This is a genomic window from Pseudomonas sp. K8, from assembly GCF_014889455.1.
Taxonomy (GTDB): domain Bacteria; phylum Pseudomonadota; class Gammaproteobacteria; order Pseudomonadales; family Pseudomonadaceae; genus Aquipseudomonas; species Aquipseudomonas veronii.
In genome coordinates, this window is the sequence record NZ_VJWO01000011.1 from 59,922 (window position 1) to 81,358 (window position 21,437).

Genomic DNA, 21,437 nt, shown 5'->3' on the forward strand with positions numbered 1-21,437 from the left:
CCGAGTGCATTTGTGTGAACACAGTCATCCATTACCGTGACGGCAAAGCCGTGCCCGGCGTTTCACCGCGCCTGGCATTACTGGTGCTGACGCTCAGTCAGGGGTTGCTGACGAACCTGGCATGGGCAGAGCAGTCGTCGACAGGTTCGTTTGATCCACAGACCCTGCTCCAGCGTGGCATCGATCCCGAACTCGCCAGCCTGCTGATGCAGACCCCGCGTTTTACCCAGGGGCGCCATGCGCTCAACCTGACGGTCAACGGCCAGCGGCGCGGGCGCGTCGATGTCAGCGTGGATCAGCACGGCGCCACGTGCTTCGACCCGCCGCTGCTGGACGCCGCGCAGTTGGTGACGCCGTCTTCGGGCCCGGCAGAAGAAAGCAGTTGTTATGCCTTTCTCGAACAATACCCACAGACCGTGGTCGAGCACGACCCGGCCAACCTGAGCCTGAACCTGGTGGTGCCCACCCAGGCGCTGCGCCCGGTCACTCAGGACATTTCCGGCTATCAGACCGGCGGTTTCGCGGCGCTGCTCAACTACGACGTGAGCGGCCTGTACAACCACTACCGCGATGATTCCAGCCGCTTTGGCTCGGCCAATACCGAGGTCGGCTTCAATGCCGGCGACTGGATCGTGCGCAGCCGCCAGGTACAGACCTGGCAGGACAGCCGCTCAAGCACCACCCATCTGGACGCCTACGCCCAGCGCACCTTCGCCAGCCACCAGGCGGTGTTGCAGGCCGGGCAGATCAACCTCTACAACCCGGTGCTCGCGGGTGCGCCAATCACCGGCGTGCAGGTGCTCACCGAACAGGCCCTGCAGGATCAGAACCAGGGCGCGACCATCAACGGCATCGCCAACGGCCCGGCGCAGGTGGAAGTGCGCCAGAACGGCGCGTTGATTCACTCCACAGTGGTGCCCGCCGGCCCGTTCAGCTTGAGCAATGTGCCGCGCCTCAACGGGCGCTCCGACGTCGAAGTCACCGTCAAGGAAAGCACCGGCGAGGAACGGCGCTTTACCGTGCCCGCCGCCATGCTCGGCCTGGGGCTGCCCGCGCCCGGCTACTCGGTGGCGGCCGGGCGGGTGCGCAATATCGGCGACGGCCCGGGCGCCGAACCCTGGGTGCTGAGCGCCGGCTGGAGCGCCGCGCCGCATCCGCAGCTCAGCTTCGGCAGCGGGCTGTTGGCGGCCGCGGATTATCGCTCGGCGGGCCTGAGCCTGGGCCTGTTGCCGCTGCCGGACAGTCAGGTGCAAGTGGCCGTGGTCGCCTCCGAAGCCTCGCGGCGCACCCAGGAACGCGGGGTGCAGACCGACCTGTCGTGGTCGCACAAACTGAGTGAGCGCTGGGCCTTCACGGCAGCCAATTCCTGGCGCACCCAGGGCTACCGCGACCTCACCGAATCGACCTACATCGTCGACACCCGCGAGCAGCAACGCGCGCGTTACCGCGACCAGCAGAGCGCCACCAGCTCATGGTCGCACCCGTGGCTGGGCGCCTTCAGTGCGGGGGTTTCCCGTTCGTCCTCGTTCCAGGGCGACAGCAGCAGCCGCGCCCTCGCCTCCTGGGGTACGCAGGTCGCCGGTATGTCGATTTCCACCACCGCCGAATGGCACATGGGCGGGCGTCGTTACAACGACGACAGCCTGTACCTGACGGTCAGCCTGCCCCTCGGCGAAAGCCGCCGTGGCCGCGCCTGGGTGCGCAATTCCGGCGGCGAGCACCGCACCGGGATGGGGCTCAACGAGCAGATCAACGACCACTTGGCGTATCGCGTCGGCGTCGAACATGACACCCGCGACCGCGAAGTCGAATCGTCCCTGGGCGTGTCGGCCCTGCCGTTCTACAGCCAGCTGGATTTCAACTACACGCGCGCTGACGCCGAGCGCTCCAGCTACCAGGGCGGCGCACGCGGCGGGATGGTGCTGCACGCCGACGGGTTGACGTTCTCGCCCTACCCGGTGCGCGACACCTTTGCCGTACTGGCGGTGGGCGACATGCCCGGGATCAAGGTCAACACCCCCAGCGGCCCGGTGTGGACCGACTGGCAAGGCCAGGCCGTGGCGCCTCAGCTCAGCGCCTATGGGCGCAGCCCGCTGGAAGTCCACACCCGTTCGCTGCCGCGCAATGCCGACATCCACAACGGGCTTGCGGTGGTATCGGCAGGCCGCGGCGCGGTGGACCGCATCGAGTTCGGCGTGTCGCTCACCCGGCGTGCGCTGTTGACCCTGGACACCCCGATGCCACGCGGCTCGACCGTGACCACGGAGGACGGCGAGTTCATCACCCTGGTCCAGGAAGGCAACCAAGTGTTCTTGCCCGACGTGCTCGACACCCGCCCGCTATGGATCAAGGCCCCTGACCAGCCGCGCTGCCACTTGCGCTTTGAACTGCCGGCCAAGGCCGACCCCCACGTGTATTTCGAAACCGCACCGGCCCGCTGCCAGCGACCTTGAGGACCCCAATATGAAGCTTCAACACAGCCTGGCAGCCCTGCTGCTGTTCGCCGGCACGGCCCTGGCCGAGAACGACTGCCGCCTGGACCTGAGCGAATCGCGCCTGGATTTTGGCCTGATGAACCGCGCCGTCGCGTCAGCACCGGCAGCGGAACACCTGCTCGGCGAACGGCGCCTGTCCTTGACCTTGAACTGCCCGCAACCGGGCGACATGAGCCTGTTCTACCGCGCCCTGGCTGCCGGCACCGAGCGCTTGCGCTTGGGCGACGGCGGCAGTTACCGCGTGCAAGTGCATGACGCGGTGCTCGATGGCCACGCGGTGCAACTCGGCTTGCTCGCCGGCCCAGGCCAGGCGCCCGCGCAAATCGGCACGAGCCTGGCCTGGCGCGCCGACCACGGCATCGTCCCGCTGCACGACGGCCAGCCCGCCACCGGGCGCAGTTTTGCCGCGCAACTGCAGGTGAGTGCGTGGGCGCGAGACGAAGCGATCCGCGTGCGCGATGCCGAAACCTGGGAAGCCTCGGCGCAGGTGGACGCGCCCACCTCCGGGCGTTCACGGGAATTGCAGCTGCAAGCGCGCTTCGCACCGACGGCCTGCACGCCTACCCTGGCCAACAACGGCACGGTGGACTTCGGCAAGTTGTCGGTCAGCGACTTGCACCGCGACAAAGACACCGCCCTGCCCGCCCGCGCGCTGAGCCTCACGGTCAGCTGTGACGGCCCGACTCCGTTTGCCCTGGTCATGCACGACAACCGCGCCGGCTCAGCCACCGGTGGCATCGATGAAACCGCCTACGGCCTGGGCCTGGATGCACGCGGGCAGAAAGTCGGCCGTTATTACCTGCTGGTCGACCCGGCCCAGGCCAGCGCCGACAACCTGCCCCAGCTGTATCGCACCGACTCGACCACAGGCGGCGCCGCCTGGAGCAGCGCCAGCGCCAGCGCGATCCCGTTGGGCGCGCGCAGCCTCCTCGGGTTTACCGCCACGGCCGGCAGCACCGAAGGCCCGAATGCCCTGCAAAACCTCAGCGCATTACTCAGCCTGAAAGCCTTCATCGCGCCGCTCGACAGCCTGGACCTGCGCAGCGAAGTGCGGCTAGACGGTTCGGCGACCCTGGAAATCACCTACTTCTAAGCCCCTCGGAGCCTCCCATGATTGCTCGCTACCTGATCCTCGTGCCCCTGTTGTTCAGCCAACCGGCGCAGGCCGCCACCCCCGTCGACCTGAACGTCAACGGCCGGATCATCCCGGTGTCCTGCGCGCCAAGCCTGTCGGCCAACGGCGTGGTGGATTTCGGCAAGATCGCCCAGCAAGACCTCAACCTCACGACCGGCACGCGGCTGCCGGTCAAGTCCCTGAACCTGACGGTGATCTGCAACGGCCCGGTGCGTTATGCCTTGCGCATGCACGACAACCGCGACGGCTCGGCCCACGTCAACAGCGAGATTTATTACGGGTTGGGCCTGGACAACAGCGCGAACAAGATCGGCGTGTACTCGCTGACGTTCGATCCGCAGCAGACCGTGGTGGGTGGCGTGGCCGAGGTCTACGGCACCGAGTCCACCACCGGCGGCGTGGCCTGGCGCGCGGCCAACCGCAACCCGATCAACATCGGCGCCAAGAGCCTGCTGGGCTTCACCGACACCGCGGGCAGCACCGCCGGCCCCATGGCGATCCAGAACCTGACCAGCACGCTGAGCCTGGAGACGGTGATCAACGCCAAACAGAACCTGGACCTGAGTACCGACATCCTCATGGACGGTTCGGCGACGCTGGAGGTGGAGTACCTCTAGACTTTCTCGCTGCGGACCTCGACATACCGCGCGCGCCCCGCACCGAGGCCGGCGACGATGGCGCCCAGGCCGATCACCGCGAAGACCCAGCCGGTGGCGGCCCAGCCGCCGGTCCAGTCGTGAATCAGGCCCACCGCGAGCGGGCCCAGGGACGCCAGGGTGTAACCGAAGCCCTGAGCCATGCTCGACAGGTTGGCGGCCACGTGGGCATCCCGCGAGCGCAGCACGATCAAGGTCAGCGCCAGGCTGAACGTACCGCCCTGCCCCAGGCCCAGCAGAATCGCCCAGCCCCACAGCCCGTCGAGGGGCGCGTACAGGCAGCCCATCAGCCCGCCGAGGGTCAGCAGCATCACCACCACGATGGCCAGGCGCTGGTCCTTGCCGCGCGTGGCCAGCCAAGGCGCGGTGAGGGCGCTGAGCAGTTGCACGATGATCGAACCGGACAGCGCCAGCCCGGCATCGGTGGCGCTCAGGCCGCGGTCGATGAGGATCGACGGCACCCAGCCGAACACGATGTAGGCCAGGGACGATTGCAGGCCCATGTACAAGGTCACTTGCCAGGCCAGCGGATCGCGCAGCAAGCCCTTCACCCGGTAGGCGACGCGATGCGCGCCATGCTTCTGCCCGATTTGCGGCAACCAGCACAGCGCGGCCAGCAACGCCGGCACCATCCAGAAGCCCAACCCGATGCTCCAACGGTTGCCGAAGGAGTCGCTCAAGGGCACCGAGGCCCCCGCCGCCAACGCCGCGCCCAGGCACAGCGCCATGGTGTAGACCCCAGTCATCGCGCCCGCCTGCCTGGCGAAGTCGCGCTTGACGATACCGGGCAACAACACGCCGATGATGCCGATGCTGGCCCCGGCGATCAGGCTGCCAACAAACAACCCGACCTCACCGAATGCACTGCGCAGCAGAATACCACCGGCCAGCGTCAGCAAAATCCCCAGCACTACCCGCTCGGCACCGAAGCGCCGCGCAAGGAGCGGCGCCAGCGGCGCGAACAGGCCCAGGCACAGCACCGGCAAGGTGGTCAGCAGACCGGCCCTGGCCGCCGACAAGCCCAGGCTGGCCGAGACCTCACTGAGCAGCGGCGACAGGCTCGACAGCGCCGGGCGCAGGTTCAGCGCCACCAGCACCAGGCCCAGCAGCAACAGCCATGGCCGGCTCGTCGGCGGGGGGCTGTGCTGGACTGCATCGTCGTCGGCCTCGGCGTCGATCAGCAATTCTTCCAACTCAGGCGTGCGTGGGGCGTCAGGGTTCATTGATCAACTGCCGGCAAAGGGATTTGGCGCGCTCCGGGTCTTGCTGCGCTACGGCATCAAGCAGGGCGGTGTGCAGGTCGAACACCGCCTGGCGACGTGGCGAGATGTTCAGGGTCTGGCGCAGTTGCGCGCCGATGATGCTGGAAAAGTACCGGTACAACTCGCTCAACGCCGGGTTGTGCGCCGCGTCCACCAGCCGTTGGTGGAATACCAGATCGGCGCTGATGTAGGCCTCCAGCTCACCGTGATACAGCGCGGCGCTGGCATCAAGCGCCTCGCGCAACCGGTGCAGGTCTTGCTCGGTGCGACGCAGGACGGCCAGACCGATGGCCTCCACTTCCAGGATCTGCCGCGTCTCCTGCGCCTGTTCCAGGCTGCAATGGGATAACGCGCGCATGGCGCCCAGCGGGTCCGTCATCGAACGCAGGTAACTGCCGTCGCCCTGGCGGACCTCGATCAATCCAGAGAATGCCAGCACCCGCATGGCCTCGCGCACGGTATTGCGGCTGATGCCCAGTTCCGCCGCCAGCTCAGGCTCGGTGGGCAGGCGCTCACCGATGGCCCACGTGCCTTGGGTGATGCGCTGGCGCAGCTGCTCGAGGGCTTGGTCGACCAGGGAGCGTTTGATCAGCGGGGAGATGTCTGTCATGAGGTTTGCGCTTTCGTCCAATCATAGGATGAATTTACCTACAGCCTATTCGGACTTGCCTACAAAGGCAACGCACTAGGGTTTTCAGGCAGGGAAACGGAGCAGTATTTTCGATTGTTAAAATTACCCTTAAAGGGTAATTTCAGCCTTAGGTGTCTTATGGAAAAGTACACACCTCATTACGATTTGGCGGTGATAAAGGCGGATGTCATCAGGTTGGGTAGCAGAGCATTCACCGCAAGCGCGCGGGAGGGGGCTCGACAACTTGAGTTGAACATCGGCCAGATGCGACTCGCGGTCTGCGCCCTTGAGAATCGAATGTTGTACAAGTCAATGACGACCTATTCAGACCACCGCGTGTGGCAGGACGTCTATCTGATCAAGATTTACGCTACGGAGATTTACATCAAAGTGACTTACCGCCCAGGCGGTGGTCCTCCCGTAATCTCCTTCAAGGAGAAAACCTTATGAAAACCCAACAATGCATGAGCTGCGGAACCCATGACGCAATGCAGCATTTCGAAGGTCGCAGCTTCACGATCAACACACGCGGCATGATCCGGGATATCCCTGATATTGCAGGCTGGGAATGCCAGGCCTGTCACGAGGTCGAATTCGATTCGGACACCGATAGCGCAGAGCGTTATTCCGATGCCAGCGATAAGTTGTTAATGGATGCCAGGACAATCATCGCCGCCGAAATGAAACGAATTCGCCGCAAATTGCATCTGACGCAGAAAGACGCGGTGAGGCTATTGACCGGCCGCGGCCATAACGCATTTTCCCGCTACGAAAGGGCTGAGATCTTTCCGCCCGCGCCACTGCTCACATTGATGCGTCTACTGGATAAACATCCGCATCTATTGGCCGAAATAGAGGCACTCAATGCCGGCGAAGACCTGAACCATCTGCTGATCGCAAAAGATGCGCAGCTTGCAACTCAAGCGTCCGCGTAAAAACAGCAGGCAAAAATAAACCCGGCCTGGTGCCGGGTTTATCGCTTCAAGCATCAACCATCGATCAATGCAGAATCTGGCTCAAGAACAACTTGGTCCGGTCATTCTGCGGGTTGTCGAAGAAGTCATTCGGCGCCGCCTGTTCCACGATCTCGCCCTTGTCCATGAAGATCACGCGGTTGGCCACGGTGCGGGCGAAGCCCATTTCGTGGGTCACGCACAGCATGGTCATGCCGTCTTCGGCTAGGCCGATCATGGTGTCGAGCACTTCCTTGACCATTTCCGGGTCGAGGGCCGAGGTCGGTTCGTCGAACAGCATGATTTTCGGCTTCATGCACAGCGCCCGGGCAATCGCCACGCGCTGTTGCTGGCCACCGGAGAGTTGCCCCGGAAACTTGTGGGCCTGCTCCGGGATACGCACGCGCTCCAGGTAATGCATGGCGATTTCTTCGGCCTTGCGCTTGGGCATCTTGCGCACCCACATCGGTGCCAGCGTGCAGTTCTGCAGGATGGTCAGATGCGGGAACAGGTTGAAGTGCTGGAACACCATGCCGACTTCGCGGCGGATCGCTTCGATCTGCTTGAGGTCGTTGGTCAGCTCCACGCCATCGACCACGATGCGGCCCTGCTGGTGTTCTTCCAGGCGGTTGAGGCAGCGGATGGTGGTGGACTTGCCCGAACCCGACGGGCCGCACAGCACGATACGCTCGCCCTGCTTGACGTTGAGGTTGATGTCTTTCAATACGTGGAACTGGCCGTACCACTTGTTCACGCCCTGCATCTGGATAATGCCTTCAGGGCTCACAGGCTGTTTGATCGCTTCGCTCATAACATCAACTCCTAACGCTTGTGGCCTGTGTCGAGCTTATGTTCCAAATGAATGGAATAGCGCGACATACCAAAACAGAAAATCCAGAACACCAGGGCGGCGAACACGTAGCCTTCAGTGGCCATGCCCAACCATTTCGGGTCGGCGGCGGCTTGCTTGACGCTGTTGAGCAGGTCGAACAAACCGATGATGATCACCAGGCTGGTGTCCTTGAACAGCGCGATAAACGTGTTGACGATGCCGGGGATCACCATCTTCAGGGCTTGCGGCAGAATCACCAGGCCCATGCTGCGCCAGTAACCCAGGCCCATCGCCGCGGCCGCTTCGTACTGACCTTTGGGAATCGCCTGCAAGCCACCGCGCACCACTTCCGCCACGTAGGCCGACTGGAACAGGATCACGCCGATCAACGCCCGCAGCAGCTTGTCGATGCCCATGCCTTCGGGCAGGAACAACGGCAGCATCACCGAGGACATGAACAGCACCGTGATCAACGGCACGCCGCGCCAGAATTCGATGAAGGTCACGCAGACCACACGAATCGCCGGCATGTTCGAACGCCGCCCCAGCGCCAGCACAATCCCCAGCGGCAAGGCACCGGCGATGCCGACGGTGGCGATGACCAGGGTCAGCATCAGGCCGCCCCATTGGCTGGTGGCCACGCTGGTCAGGCCGAAAATACCGCCACGCAACAGGAAGAAGGCAATGATCGGGTACAACACCAGAAAGCCCAGGCCGTAGATCGCCTTGCGTGGAAAACGCGAGATGAACAACGGCGCCACGCCCACGATGGCCAACCACACGGTCAGGTCTACGCGCCAGCGCAGGTCGCCGGGGTAGTAGCCGTACATGAACTGCCCGAAGCGCTGTTGGATAAACACCCAGCAGGCGCCTTCTTTGGTGCAGTCGGCGCGAGTGGTGCCGACCCAGTTGGCGTCGAGAATGGCCCAGTGCAGGATCGGCGGCACGACCAGGTAGATCAGGTAAAACGCCAACAAGGTCAGCAGGGTGTTGAGCCAGCTGGAAAACAGGTTGGCGCGCATCCATGCCATCGGCCCGAAGACTTTGCTCGGCGGTGGCATATCAGGTTTGAACGTATGCGAACTCATGCTCGTTTCCTCACCGCTCGATCAGCGCAATGCGCTTGTTGTACCAGTTCATCAGCAGGGAAATGCTGATGCTGATCGCCAGGTACACGCTCATGGTGATGGCAATGACTTCGATGGCCTGGCCGGTCTGGTTGAGCACCGTGCCGGCAAACAGCGAAACCATTTCCGGGTAACCGATACCGGCGGCCAACGACGAGTTTTTCGCCAGGTTCAGGTATTGGCTGGTCAGCGGCGGAATGATCACCCGCAGGGCTTGCGGGATGATGACCTTGCGCAGCGTCGGCCCGGGGCGCAGGCCCAGGGAGCGTGCGGCTTCGGTCTGGCCGTGGCTGACGGACTTGATGCCCGAGCGCACGATCTCGGCGATAAACGCCGCGGTGTACACGGTCAGCGCCAGGGTCAGCGCCAACAGTTCAGGGATCAGCACCCAGCCGCCGACGAAGTTGAAGCCTTGCAGCTTGGGCATTTCCCAGTGCAACGGCATGCCGAAGATCAAGGCGCACAACGCCGGGATCACGATGAACAGCGCCAGACCCGCCCAGAACTTGTGGAAGGGAACGCCGGTCGCTTCAAAGCGCTTGTTGGCCCAGCGGGTCATCAGCACGACGGCCACGATGGCCACGACCACGCTGGTCACGAACGGCCAGAACCCGTCGGCGGCCAGCGCGGCCGGCATGTTCAGACCACGGCTGCTGACGAAGAACGTGTCGCCGAAGTTATGGCTGTTGCGCGGCCCCGGCATGGTCAGGAACACCGCGAAGTACCAGAACAGGATTTGCAGCAACGGCGGGATGTTGCGGAACACTTCCACGTACACCGTCGCCAGCTTGTTGATCATCCAGTTGGGCGACAAGCGGGCCACGCCGATGATGAACCCGAGCAGGGTCGCCAGGACCACGCCGATCACGGTCACCAGCAAGGTATTGAGCAGCCCGATCACAAACACCCGGGCATAGCTGTCCGATTCGGTGTAGTCGATCAGGTGCTGCGCGATGCCGAAGCCGGCACTGCGCTCAAGAAAGTCGAAACCCGAGGTAATGCCTCGGTGCTGAAGGTTGGTCTGGGTATTGTTGAAGAGGTACCAGCCCAGCGAGACCACCGCCACAATCGTGATGATCTGGAAGAGCCACGCACGCACTTTGGGGTCGCTGAAGCTGAGCTTCTGCTTGGGTGCGCCGATTTTATTTTGCATGAAGTGCCCCGGAAAGAATGGAACAGAACATCACCCGGCGGTTGGCCCACCGGGTGATAGAACCATCAGCGATCAGCGCACAGGGGGTGCGTATTGAATGCCGCCGTTGTTCCACAGCGCGTTCAGGCCACGGTCGATTTCCAGTGGCGTGTTCTTGCCGAGGTTTTTCTCGAACACTTCACCGTAGTTGCCGACCTGCTTGACGATCTGTACGACCCAGTCTTTCTTCACTTTCAGGTCTTTGCCGTATTCGCCGTCGGCACCGAGCAGACGCGCAACGTCCGGGTTCTTGGTGGACTTGGCTTCAGCTTCGACGTTTTTGGAAGTGATACCGGCTTCTTCCGCGTTGAGCATGGCGTAGCCAACCCAGCGCACGATGGCCAGCCACTCGTCGTCGCCATTACGCACGACCGGGCCCAGCGGTTCCTTGGAAATGGTTTCCGGCAGAACCACGTAGTCTTTCGGCGAGGCCAACTTGCTGCGCTGGGCGAACAGTTGGGACTTGTCGGAGGTCAGCACGTCGCAACGCCCGGATTCCAGCGACTTGGCGCTTTCGTCGGAGGTGTCGAAGGTGATCGGGGTGTATTTCAGACCGTTGCCACGGAAGTAGTCGGAAACGTTCAGCTCGGTGGTGGTACCGGCCTGGATGCAGATGGTTGCACCGTCCAGTTCCTTGGCACTTTTAACGCCCAGCTTGTTGTTTACCAGAAAGCCGATGCCGTCGTAGTAAGTGATGAAGCCCGGGAATTTCAGGCCCATGCCCGCATCGCGGGAGCTGGTCATGGTGGTGTTACGGGACAGAATGTCGACTTCGCCGGATTGAAGCGCGGTGAAACGCTCCTTGGCGTTCAACTGGCTGAATTTGACCTTGGTCGCGTCGCCGAACACGGCAGCGGCTACCGCGCGGCAGAAGTCAGCGTCGATCCCGAGGATCTTGCCGCTGGCATCCGGTACCGAGAAACCCGGCAAGCCGTCACTCACGCCACATTGCACAAAGCCTTTCTTCTGCACGGCGTCCAGGGTGGCGCCGGCTTGGGCGAAACCACTGACACCCAATACAGCGGCCGCGGAAACGATGGCCAGGGTGGATTTCAATACCTTCATTCAAACCTCCAGTTGCTCTTGTTGTGTCGGAGCTAGAACCTCAGCGCACCCTTATGAGGCGATATTGACCCGTGTTGGCTTTTATTAGGGTCAAGCAGCATGAGGCAGTCGCAGTAATTCCAGTTGCTATCCCACAAACGGCAGTCACTGATAGTGTTACCGTCCCAGGAAAGATCTGACATCGACCTACACATAGCAAAGCGCGTACCAGAGTGGCTGCTGAGTCGATTCAGCCCAAGGTCAATGGCAAAAGATTCAACCTTGCGACATTCTCGTAACAGATCAAACTATTGCGCACCGTTCCGTCGCACTCAATCGGAGCGCACGCACATTAATGGAGCAGACATGAGCAACCCCTTGATTCTTCAGCCCACCAAGCCTGCAGACGCCTGCGTAATCTGGCTGCATGGCCTGGGTGCCGATCGCTACGACTTCCAGCCGGTGGCCCAAGCGCTGCAGGAAAACCTGCTGACCACCCGCTTCGTCCTGCCTCAAGCACCGACCCGCCCGGTGACCATCAACGGCGGCTATGAGATGCCCAGTTGGTACGACATCAGGGCGATGAGCCCGGCGCGGTCCATCAGCCTGGAAGAGCTGAAAGAGTCGGCCAAAATGGTCACGGATTTGATCAAGGAACAAAAAAGCAGCGGAATAGACGCCTCGCGGATTTTCCTGGCGGGTTTCTCCCAGGGTGGCGCCGTGGTGTACCACACCGCTTTCCATAAATGGCAAGGCGCCTTGGGTGGCGTGATTGCCCTCTCCACTTATGCGCCGACCTTCGACGACGAGCTGGAATTATCCGCCAGTCAGCAGCGCATTCCGGTGCTGTGCCTGCATGGCCAGTACGACGAGGTGGTGCAGAACGCAATGGGACGCAGCGCTTACGAGCACTTGAAGACCCGTGGTGTCACCGTGACATGGCAGGAATACCCAATGGGTCACGAAGTGTTACCTGAAGAGATCAGCGATATCGGTACGTGGTTGGCCGAACGACTGCGCTGAACACCGCCGTTTATTTAGCCACATGACAGACGCACTACGCCGCGCCCGATTCTTGCATTACACTGGCCGGCGTATATTCCTTAACCAATTAATGAGATCACCGTGCTCAAAGCACTCAAGAAGATGTTCGGCAAAAGCGAGGCTGAGCCGCTCGCGCCAGTTCCCAGTGCTCCCGTCCCGACCCCCGGCAGCCGCCACGACGGTAAACAGCCTGGCCTGGCCGCGCCTGTGACCGCGCCGAAACCGCTCGAGGTGACGCCAACCGAACCGCCGAAACCGGCCGAAGTCGCTGCGGCAGCCGCGCCTGCGCCAAAAGCCGCACGTCGTGAACGCGCGCCCAAGCCGCCCGTCACGCCGTGGAAACTCGAAGATTTCGTCGTCGAACCCCAGGAAGGCAAAACCCGCTTCCACGATTTCAAGCTCGCACCGGAACTGATGCACGCCATCCAGGACCTGGGCTTCCCGTACTGCACACCGATCCAGGCGCAGGTGCTGGGCTTCACCCTGGCCGGCAAAGACGCCATCGGCCGCGCCCAGACCGGCACCGGCAAGACCGCCGCGTTCCTGATCTCGATCATCACCCAACTGCTGCAAACGCCGCCGCCGAAAGAACGCTACATGGGTGAGCCGCGCGCGCTGATCATCGCCCCGACCCGCGAGCTGGTGGTGCAGATCGCCAAGGACGCCGCCGACCTGACCAAGTACACCGGCCTCAACGTCATGACGTTTGTCGGTGGCATGGACTTCGACAAGCAGCTCAAGCACCTCGAAGCGCGCCACTGCGACATCCTGGTCGCCACTCCGGGCCGCCTGCTCGACTTCAACCAGCGCGGCGACGTACACCTGGACATGGTCGAAGTGATGGTGCTGGACGAAGCCGACCGCATGCTCGACATGGGCTTTATCCCGCAAGTACGCCAGATCATTCGCCAGACCCCGCCGAAAAACGAGCGCCAGACCCTGCTGTTCTCCGCGACCTTCACCGAAGACGTGATGAACCTCGCCAAGCAGTGGACCACCGAGCCGTCCATCGTCGAGATCGAGGCGCTGAACGTCGCCAGCGAAAACGTCGAGCAACACATCTACGCCGTGGCCGGTGCCGACAAGTACAAGCTGCTCTACAACCTGATCAACGACAACGGTTGGGAGCGCGTGATGGTATTTGCCAACCGCAAGGACGAAGTGCGCCGTATCGAAGAGCGCCTGGTGCGCGATGGCGTCAACGCCGCGCAACTGTCAGGCGACGTGCCGCAGCACAAGCGCATCAAGACCCTGGAAGGCTTTCGCGAAGGCAAGATCCGCGTGCTGGTGGCCACCGACGTGGCCGGGCGCGGGATTCACATCGACGGCATCAGCCATGTGATCAACTTCACCCTGCCCGAAATGCCCGACGACTACGTACACCGTATTGGCCGCACCGGCCGTGCCGGGGCAGCGGGTGTGTCGATCAGCTTTGCCGGGGAGGATGACTCGTATCAGTTGCCGTCGATCGAGACGCTGCTGGGCCGCAAGATCAGCTGCGAGACACCGCCGACGCACTTGCTCCGGGCTGTAGAACGCAAACGCCCCTAAGCTCAAATGCGGTCAAAAGTGTGGGAGGGGGCTTGCCCCCGATAGCAGTGGGTCAGTCAACAGAGATGTTGAATGTGCCACTGCTATCGGGGGCAAGCCCCCTCCCACATTTGATTTCAGCTGATTTTGAGATAGGTGTTCGGCTGGCTACTTCCAGCGATCCGCTGCGGCGTGGTCGCTGTCGCGCCCGTCCACCCAACGCGCACCTTCGCTGGTGCTTTCTTTCTTCCAGAACGGCGCACGGGTCTTCAGGTAGTCCATCACAAACGCGCAGGCATCAAACGCAGCCTGGCGATGCGCGCTAGCAGCGGCGACGAAGACGATGGGCTCGCCCGGTTCCAGCGCGCCGATGCGGTGCAGCACTTCCAGCTTGAGCAGCGGCCAGCGTTGTTCGGCTTCCACGGCGATCTTGGCCAGGGCCTTTTCGGTCATGCCGGGGTAATGCTCCAGGAACATCCCCGCCACGTCGTGGCCGTCATTGAAGTCGCGGACATAGCCGACAAAACTCACCACCGCGCCAACGCCGACATTGGCGGCGTGCATCGCGTTGACTTCGGCGCCGGGGTCAAACGGCGCGGGCTGCACACGGATGGCCATGCTCAGCCTCCGGTCACGGGTGGGAAGAAGGCGACTTCATCACCGGCTTCGAGCGGCTCGTCGACGCTGCACATTTCCTGATTGCGCGCACACATCAAGCTGGTCTCGTTGAGCACGTCAAAGCCCGCATCGCCAACCAATGCCTGGCGCACCGCGTCGACGGTGGCGAAGTCGCCTTCCATCTCCAGGGAATCCAGGCCGATCGTTTCGCTGTAGCGGGCAAAAAACAGTACGTTGATGCTCATGCCTGGTCCGCCTTGAAATGCCCGCTTTTCCCGCCGAGCTTTTCCAGCAGGCGGATGTTTTCAATGGTCATGCCGCGGTCCACGGCCTTGCACATGTCGTAGATGGTCAACGCAGCGACACTGGCGGCCGTCAGCGCTTCCATCTCTACGCCGGTCTGGCCCGAGAGTTTGCAGCGCGCCACGATGTGTACGGAGTCTATGCCCTCGGCGTTCAGTTCGACCTTGACGCCGGTCAACATCAGCGGATGGCACAAGGGGATCAAATCACTGGTTTTTTTCGCCGCCTGGATCCCGGCGATACGGGCCACGGCAAACACATCGCCCTTGGGATGGGCACCATCGACAATCATTTTCAGTGTCTCGGGCAGCATACGCACCCGCGCTTCAGCCACCGCCTCTCGGAACGTCACGGACTTGTCGGTGACGTCGACCATATGGGCGCGACCTTGGGAATCGAGATGAGTCAGCACAGGGATACTCCTGATCAGGAGCGTCGATTGTAAACCCTGTAGGAGCGAGCTTGCTCGCGAAAAACCAAAGAACAACGCGGGGCTCCAGAGACCCCGCGTTATCGTAGACATTCTTCGCGAGCAAGCTCGCTCCTACATGGACCGCGTTTACAAGTGAGATTCGGCGTATTCGGCCAGGATCGAACGTGGAACTCCCTGCAGCGCGATATGCACGCCGTTCGGGAAGTCTTTGAAGCGTTCCGTCAGGTAAGTCAGCCCGGAGCTGGTCGCGGACAGGTAAGGGGTGTCGATCTGCGCCAGGTTGCCCAGGCACACCACTTTGGAACCGGCGCCGGCACGGGTGATGATGGTTTTCATCTGGTGCGGCGTGAGGTTCTGGCACTCATCGATCAAAATCAGGCTCTGCTGGAAGCTGCGACCTCGGATGTAATTGAGGGATTTGAACTGCAACGGCACTTTGCTGAGGATGTAGTCGACGCTGCCATGGGTGTTTTCGTCATCCATGTGCAAGGCTTCGAGGTTGTCGGTGATCGCCCCCAGCCACGGCTCCATTTTTTCCGCTTCGGTGCCGGGCAGGAAACCGATTTCCTGGTCCAGGCCCTGCACGCTGCGGGTGGCGATGATGCGGCGATAGCGTTTGGTCACCATGGTCTGTTCGATGGCGGCGGCCAGGGCCAGGATGGTTTTGCCCGAGCCGGCGGCACCGGTCAGGTTGACCAGGTGGATGTCCGGGTCGAGCAGCGCATACAGCGCCAGGCTCTGGTAGATATCACGCGGTTTCAGGCCCCAGGCTTCCTGGTGCAACAGGGGTTCCTGATGCAGGTCGAGGATCAGCAGCCTGTCGACCTGGATCTCTTTGATCCAGCCCACGAAGCCCTGTTCGTCGATGATGAACTCGTTGACGTGTACCGCCGGCAGGTTGTCGATCAGTTGCACCTGGTGCCAGGTGCGACCGTGGTCCTGACGGGTTTCGACCTTGCTGACGCGGTCCCAGAACGAGCCGGTCATGGTGTGATAACCACGGGACAGCATCGACACGTCGTCGACCAGTTGGTCGGTACTGTAGTCCTCGGCAGCGATCCCACACGCTCGTGCCTTGAGGCGCATATTGATGTCTTTGGTCACCAGCACCACGCGCATGTCCTTGTCACGAGCGTGCAGGTCGATCAATTGGTTGATGATTTTGTTGTCGTTGAGGTTTTCCGGCAGCAGGCTGTTGGGCTCGCTGCGCTTGCTCATCAAAATCGACAACAAACCCTTGGGCCCGCTTTTGCCGCGCTGGATCGGCACGCCGACTTCGACGTCCTCGGGTGACGCTTCACCCAGGGTTTTGTCGATCAGGCGGATGGCCTGGCGACATTCGGCGGCCACGCTGTGATGCCCGCTTTTGAGTTTGTCGAGTTCCTCCAACACGATCATCGGGATGGCGACGTGGTGTTCTTCGAAGTTAAGCAGAGCGTTCGGATCGTGGATCAGTACGTTGGTATCAAGCACATAAAGGATTGGCTGGTCGGAAGAAGGGTTACGTCCATGATCATCCATACTCGGTCACCTTTGTGGGAGCCAGTCGACGCAATACCACAACAGTGCTGCGCCTCGATTCGACCACCGACTGCACCTTGCGTGACGTCAAGTGCAGTGCCCACATGAGGAGTCTTGGAAGACGCCACCTGTGTTGCAGGTTTCGGCGATCTGACTTCGTAATACCGCAAAACCCATGACAGGAAAAAGCACTTTGACGTTTTTTTGAAGTTTATTTTTCAGGATGACGAATAGCACTAGCCGAGTGCCAGCTACCCCGTTAAAGTCGGAAGTCGGCCCGCATAGAAATATCGTACAAAATCACCCCGAAAATGCCGCATCCCCAACGGGAGCGGGCACTTCAGCCTCTTCAGCGAAACGCCTCCCGGCAGTCCTGCCAACCCAGCCCGCTTTGCGCCGTTGCCTGCAATACCATCGGCAATGCGACCCGCGCCTTGTCCTGGGTGTCGTGAAACACAATCACCCCTTTGCGCCACAACAACATCAATGTCAGCACCCGCTGCGCCGACTCATCGGCCTTGAGCTTGCCTGGCTCGTCCTGGGAGTCGATATCCCACAACGCCACCTGCAAACCCTGGGACTGGAAGAAACCCTGGCTGTCCGCGCGGCGCTGGCCGTAGGGTGGACGGAACAGCGGCACGTAGTTTTCCGGCATCAGGTTCTGCGCCAGCGCGGCGCTGCGGATGATCGAACTTTGCCAGTCGACCCAATGGCTGTGGGAACGGTACTGCCAACCTTGAGTGCCTACGCACTGCCCCTGATACAGCGCCTGCACATCCGCGACGGAACTGCGCTCCACACGGTTTTGCAGGCTGCTGCCGAGGGCGAAGAACGTGGCATTCATCTTCTGCTTGCGCAGGTAATCGGTGAGCCAGTCGGTATTGCCACTGACCGGTGCCGGGCCGCCGTCGAAGGTCAGCAGGAACAGGCGGTCGTTGAATTCGTCGCCATTGCGCTCATGGTCACCGAAACGTGCGATTTCGCTGCTGATCTGCGGGAACAGCGCGGCTTTGCGCAGCAGCTCGTCCAGGTAACGCTCGTGGAAATTGTGGCTTGGGCCGGCCCAGCCTATATAGAAGGAGTTGTCACTGACCTCGAACTTGCCGGCCTGCTCGCGCAGGTCGTCCATGTTTTCCACCAGGTAGCAGAACGACGCATCCTCCTCGCAACTTTCCTGGGCAGCGGTGTAATTCTCCAGAAGGCGCCGCCAGAGCTGGCGACGCAGATCGTCGATGGCCGCCAGGTTGATGATCTTCAGGCCCAGGCGCTGTTTGAGCGCCGCTTCATCCAGGGCTTCGCTGCCGATCAGGCTGTGGGCGAACATCAATATTTCAGCGCGCGAGGCCACGTCGAACAGCGCAGGGCTGCTGAGTTTTTCCGGCCAGGTGCCGCGATCCAGGCTGGCCACGTCCACCGGCGCCGCGTGGGCGCTCAGGCAAAACAGGCACGCCGACAATAAAAGCGCTATTCGCACACAGGGTCTCCCTCTCCAGAATCACCGGCCATCATAACGGATCGCGCCTATCGCCATCATAGGTGGAGTCAAAGTGCCCAACCCCCTAGAATCCCGCCCACGTTACAAGCACGATTACAGGAGCCAACTTCATGCTGATGGTGATTTCCCCCGCCAAGACCCTCGACTTCGAGTCCAGGCCTGCGACCCAGCGCTTTACCCAGCCGCAGTACCTGGACCATTCCCAGGAGTTGATCGAGCAACTGCGCCACCTGAGCCCGGCGCAGATCAGCGAATTGATGCATGTGTCCGACAAGATCGGCGGCCTCAACGCCGCGCGCTTCGGCAGCTGGACCCCGGCGTTCACAGCGGCCAACGCCAAGCAGGCGTTGCTGGCGTTCAAGGGCGACGTGTACACCGGCCTCAACGCCGACACCTTCAGCGACGCCGACTTCAGCTACGCCCAGGACCACCTGCGCATGCTCTCGGGCCTGTACGGCCTGCTGCGCCCTCTGGACCTGATGATGCCGTATCGCCTGGAGATGGGCACCAAACTGGCCAACGCCCGTGGCAAGGACCTGTACGCCTTCTGGGGCACCCGGATCAGCGAGTGGCTCAACCAAGCCCTGGCCGAACAAGGCGATGACGTGCTGCTCAACCTGGCGTCCAACGAGTACTTCTCGGCGGTCAAGCGCACGGCGCTGAATGCGCGGATCGTCAATACCGAGTTCAAGGACCTGAAGAACGGCCAGTACAAGATCATCAGCTTCTACGCGAAAAAGGCGCGGGGCATGATGAGCCGCTTCGTGATCGAAGAGCGTATCAACGACCCGGCCCAGCTCAAGCAGTTCGATGTGCAGGGTTATCGCTTCAATGCCGAGCAGTCCAAGCCGGACAACCTGGTGTTCCTGCGCGATCACGCACCGGAATAAGGCCCTGCTCCGCCCTCATAGACGCTAAAGATCAAATGTGGGAGGGGGCTTGCCCCCGATGGGGGGATCAGTCATACATGGATAGACTGACACACCGCCATCGGGGGCAAGCCCCCTCCCACATTTTTGTCTGCATTTCACAGCGGAAATCGTCAATTATTTGGCGTCAAAAAATATCCTGACGCATCTCTAACAATTATTTCACTCGACATTCGTCATTTTTTTTCGTAGTGGCACCACTTTTTTAAATCACTAGTGGCACAAAACTATTCCCGCGCGCCAACTCCCCGTAACTACTGGCCCAAATAGCAAGTGCTATCAATATAGTACCAGTGCCATCTTTGCTGATATTTCAAGAAATTTCCGGAAACAGGATGAGCGGCCAGGAACTTAGCCCTAAAGCACCGCTCATACCACCGGTAACGGAATTCTCTGTTTCTGTAAGAGATGACTTACATGGCGACCAACGGAAGTAGCAAAGTTGTCACATTAAACTTTGACTCTGGGCTCATATTACCAACCGATTAGTTAAGAGCGGCGATAAGGATCGATTGCCACACACTATAAGGCCAAGGCCGTGCTTACCCCAATGGGTCAGTGACATAACCCAAGGCATTGATAACTATAGGCTTACAGCCTTTTATCAAGGCCCTGTTGCACTGGCGCCAGGCCCTTCTCCCAGGAAGGCCGGCTGCATTTCAGGGCAAGCACCAATAACAAGGCCAAGTTGCGCACAACTTGAGTGCAATCATTAGTCACTCGTTATTCAACATGCCTGCACGCGGCAAGTCGGCGTCTATTCGCCTAACTTTCGCGGCATCAGTGACGCTTGCAAACATGAACTCCGGCCATTTAATGGCACGATTTAATACAGAGGTAAATGCGATGCGTATCAGCATATTTGGTTTGGGTTACGTTGGCGCAGTCTGTGCCGGTTGCCTGTCTGCCCGCGGCCATGAAGTGGTCGGCGTAGACATCTCCAAGGAAAAAATCGACCTGATCAACGCAGGCAAATCGCCGATCGTTGAACCGGGCCTGGGCGAACTGCTGAGCCAGGGTATCGAGACCGGACGACTGCGCGGTACGACCGACTTCGCCGAAGCCATCCGCGCTACCGACCTGTCGATGATTTGCGTCGGTACGCCGAGCAAGAAAAACGGCGACCTGGAACTCAACTACATCGAATCGGTATGCCGCGAGATCGGCTTTGTCCTGCGTGACAAGCCCACCCGCCACACCATCGTCGTGCGCAGCACCGTATTGCCGGGCACCGTGGCCAATGTGGTGATCCCGATCCTCGAAGACTGCTCCGGCAAGAAAGCCGGCGTCGACTTCGGCGTTGCGGTCAACCCAGAGTTCCTGCGTGAATCCACCGCCATCGCCGACTACGACCTGCCACCGATGACCGTCATCGGCGAATTCGACAAAGCCTCCGGTGATGTCCTGCAATCGCTGTACGAAGAACTCGACGCGCCGATCATCCGCAAGGACATCGCCGTTGCCGAAATGATCAAGTACACCTGCAACGTGTGGCACGCCACCAAGGTGACCTTCGCCAACGAGATCGGCAACATCGCCAAGGCCGTCGGCGTCGACGGGCGCGAAGTGATGGAAGTGGTCTGCCAGGACAAGACCCTCAACCTGTCCCAGTACTACATGCGCCCGGGCTTCGCGTTCGGCGGCTCGTGCCTGCCCAAAGACGTGCGCGCCCTGACCTACCGCGCCGGCTCGCTGGACGTGGAAGCGCCGCTGCTCAACTCGCTGATGCGCAGCAACGAATCCCAGGTGCAGAACGCCTTCGACATCGTCGCCGGCCACGACAAACGCAAAGTCGCCCTGCTGGGCCTGAGCTTCAAGGCCGGCACCGATGACCTGCGCGAAAGCCCTCTGGTGGAACTGGCGGAAATGCTGATCGGCAAGGGTTACGACCTGAGCATCTACGACAGCAACGTCGAGTACGCCCGTGTCCACGGCGCGAACAAGGACTACATCGAAGGCAAGATCCCGCACGTGTCGTCCCTGCTCAACTCGGACTTCGACGAAGTGATCAACAACTGCGACGTGATCATCCTCGGCAACCGTGACGAGAAGTTCCGGGCCTTGGCCCATAACGCACCGCACGGCAAGCAAGTGGTCGACCTGGTGGGCTTCATGTCCAAGGCCACCAGTGTGAGCGGCCGTACCGAAGGTATTTGCTGGTAACAGCAACCGCAAGTTTCGGGCTGCCGGCGTCCTGATCCCCAGCGCTTGCAGCTCGAAACCTCCTTCACCTGCGG

The 21,437-nt window shown here is 61.3% G+C and carries 20 protein-coding genes; 9 read left to right on the plus strand and 11 right to left on the minus strand.

The features are described 5' to 3' along the window. Nucleotides 1-14 precede the first annotated feature (14 nt). Genes INT12_RS10785 through INT12_RS10795 form a run of 3 tightly spaced genes read left to right on the plus strand, consistent with a single transcriptional unit; the run spans nt 15 to nt 4,247 of the window. The gene (locus INT12_RS10785; protein WP_193040086.1) at nt 15-2,453 is read left to right on the plus strand and encodes a fimbria/pilus outer membrane usher protein; all 2,439 of its coding nucleotides are present in this window, start codon (nt 15-17) and stop codon (nt 2,451-2,453) included. Nucleotides 2,454-2,463: 10 nt separating this feature from the next. Continuing rightward, entirely contained in the window at nt 2,464-3,588 is a 1,125-nt protein-coding gene (locus INT12_RS10790) for a DUF1120 domain-containing protein (RefSeq protein ID WP_193040087.1), read from the plus strand. A gap of 17 nt (nt 3,589-3,605) precedes the next feature. Then, nucleotides 3,606-4,247 (plus strand): DUF1120 domain-containing protein, encoded by a 642-nt coding sequence (locus INT12_RS10795; protein WP_193040088.1) that lies wholly within the window; start codon nt 3,606-3,608, stop codon nt 4,245-4,247. Here INT12_RS10795 and INT12_RS10800 read toward each other — a convergent pair. Together INT12_RS10800 and INT12_RS10805 are read right to left on the minus strand one after the other, a co-directional pair. After that, nucleotides 4,244-5,509: a CynX/NimT family MFS transporter gene (locus tag INT12_RS10800; RefSeq protein ID WP_102618654.1), complete on the minus strand. Its 1,266-nt coding sequence runs from the start codon at nt 5,507-5,509 to the stop codon at nt 4,244-4,246. The two genes, INT12_RS10795 and INT12_RS10800, sit on opposite strands and share 4 nt — an antisense overlap. Then, nucleotides 5,499-6,158 (minus strand): FadR/GntR family transcriptional regulator, encoded by a 660-nt coding sequence (locus tag INT12_RS10805; RefSeq protein WP_017848655.1) that lies wholly within the window; start codon nt 6,156-6,158, stop codon nt 5,499-5,501. Before INT12_RS10805 ends, INT12_RS10800 begins: the two co-directional genes overlap by 11 nt. Nucleotides 6,159-6,317: 159 nt before the next feature. Here INT12_RS10805 and INT12_RS10810 point away from each other — a divergent pair, with 159 nt between their 5' ends. Together INT12_RS10810 and INT12_RS10815 are read left to right on the plus strand one after the other, a co-directional pair. After that, on the plus strand, nt 6,318-6,629 hold the full coding sequence (locus tag INT12_RS10810) for a type II toxin-antitoxin system MqsR family toxin (RefSeq protein ID WP_046488644.1): 312 nt from the start codon (nt 6,318-6,320) through the stop codon (nt 6,627-6,629). Then, the gene (locus INT12_RS10815) at nt 6,626-7,114 is read left to right on the plus strand and encodes a type II toxin-antitoxin system MqsA family antitoxin (protein WP_017848653.1); all 489 of its coding nucleotides are present in this window, start codon (nt 6,626-6,628) and stop codon (nt 7,112-7,114) included. Before INT12_RS10810 ends, INT12_RS10815 begins: the two co-directional genes overlap by 4 nt. 64 nt (nt 7,115-7,178) lie before the next feature. Here the strand turns inward: INT12_RS10815 and INT12_RS10820 are convergent, their stop codons facing one another. The 4 genes from INT12_RS10820 to INT12_RS10835 form a co-directional block, all read right to left on the minus strand. Continuing rightward, complete coding sequence (locus tag INT12_RS10820; protein ID WP_003171943.1) at nt 7,179-7,943, minus strand: amino acid ABC transporter ATP-binding protein; 765 nt, start codon at nt 7,941-7,943, stop codon at nt 7,179-7,181. 11 nt (nt 7,944-7,954) lie between these two features. Continuing rightward, nucleotides 7,955-9,052 carry an amino acid ABC transporter permease gene (locus INT12_RS10825; RefSeq protein WP_017848652.1) on the minus strand — a complete coding sequence of 366 codons (1,098 nt, stop codon included), beginning with the start codon at nt 9,050-9,052 and terminating at the stop codon, nt 7,955-7,957. 10 nt (nt 9,053-9,062) lie between these two features. Beyond that, complete coding sequence (locus tag INT12_RS10830) at nt 9,063-10,244, minus strand: amino acid ABC transporter permease (RefSeq protein ID WP_169886023.1); 1,182 nt, start codon at nt 10,242-10,244, stop codon at nt 9,063-9,065. Between the two features lie 72 nt (nt 10,245-10,316). Next, nucleotides 10,317-11,348, minus strand: coding sequence for an amino acid ABC transporter substrate-binding protein (locus INT12_RS10835; protein ID WP_017848650.1), 1,032 nt, complete (start codon nt 11,346-11,348; stop codon nt 10,317-10,319). A gap of 345 nt (nt 11,349-11,693) precedes the next feature. On the opposite strand from INT12_RS10835, the gene INT12_RS10840 reads away from it, so the two are divergent. After that, a complete protein-coding gene (locus INT12_RS10840) occupies nt 11,694-12,350 on the plus strand; it encodes an alpha/beta hydrolase (RefSeq protein ID WP_017848649.1) in 657 nt (218 codons plus the stop codon). Nucleotides 12,351-12,446: 96 nt separating this feature from the next. Further along, nucleotides 12,447-13,922, plus strand: coding sequence for an ATP-dependent RNA helicase RhlB (gene rhlB, locus INT12_RS10845; protein ID WP_193040091.1), 1,476 nt, complete (start codon nt 12,447-12,449; stop codon nt 13,920-13,922). 147 nt (nt 13,923-14,069) lie between these two features. Here the strand turns inward: rhlB and moaE are convergent, their stop codons facing one another. The 5 genes from moaE to INT12_RS10870 all read right to left on the minus strand — a co-directional run bounded on the left by moaE (nt 14,070) and on the right by INT12_RS10870 (nt 18,250). After that, nucleotides 14,070-14,519, minus strand: coding sequence for a molybdopterin synthase catalytic subunit MoaE (gene moaE, locus INT12_RS10850; protein ID WP_017848647.1), 450 nt, complete (start codon nt 14,517-14,519; stop codon nt 14,070-14,072). 2 nt (nt 14,520-14,521) lie between these two features. Beyond that, on the minus strand, nt 14,522-14,764 hold the full coding sequence (gene moaD / locus INT12_RS10855) for a molybdopterin converting factor subunit 1 (RefSeq protein ID WP_017848646.1): 243 nt from the start codon (nt 14,762-14,764) through the stop codon (nt 14,522-14,524). Further along, on the minus strand, nt 14,761-15,234 hold the full coding sequence (moaC, locus tag INT12_RS10860) for a cyclic pyranopterin monophosphate synthase MoaC (RefSeq protein WP_017848645.1): 474 nt from the start codon (nt 15,232-15,234) through the stop codon (nt 14,761-14,763). Before moaC ends, moaD begins: the two co-directional genes overlap by 4 nt. A 147-nt stretch (nt 15,235-15,381) precedes the next feature. Further along, a complete protein-coding gene (locus INT12_RS10865) occupies nt 15,382-16,776 on the minus strand; it encodes a PhoH family protein (protein WP_017848644.1) in 1,395 nt (464 codons plus the stop codon). Nucleotides 16,777-17,125: 349 nt separating this feature from the next. Continuing rightward, on the minus strand, nt 17,126-18,250 hold the full coding sequence (locus INT12_RS10870; protein WP_193040089.1) for a polysaccharide deacetylase family protein: 1,125 nt from the start codon (nt 18,248-18,250) through the stop codon (nt 17,126-17,128). A gap of 131 nt (nt 18,251-18,381) precedes the next feature. On the opposite strand from INT12_RS10870, the gene yaaA reads away from it, so the two are divergent. Further along, on the plus strand, nt 18,382-19,161 hold the full coding sequence (gene yaaA / locus INT12_RS10875) for a peroxide stress protein YaaA (protein ID WP_017848642.1): 780 nt from the start codon (nt 18,382-18,384) through the stop codon (nt 19,159-19,161). 885 nt (nt 19,162-20,046) lie between these two features. Next, on the plus strand, nt 20,047-21,363 hold the full coding sequence (locus INT12_RS10880; RefSeq protein ID WP_017848641.1) for a nucleotide sugar dehydrogenase: 1,317 nt from the start codon (nt 20,047-20,049) through the stop codon (nt 21,361-21,363). Nucleotides 21,364-21,437: the final 74 nt, after the last annotated feature.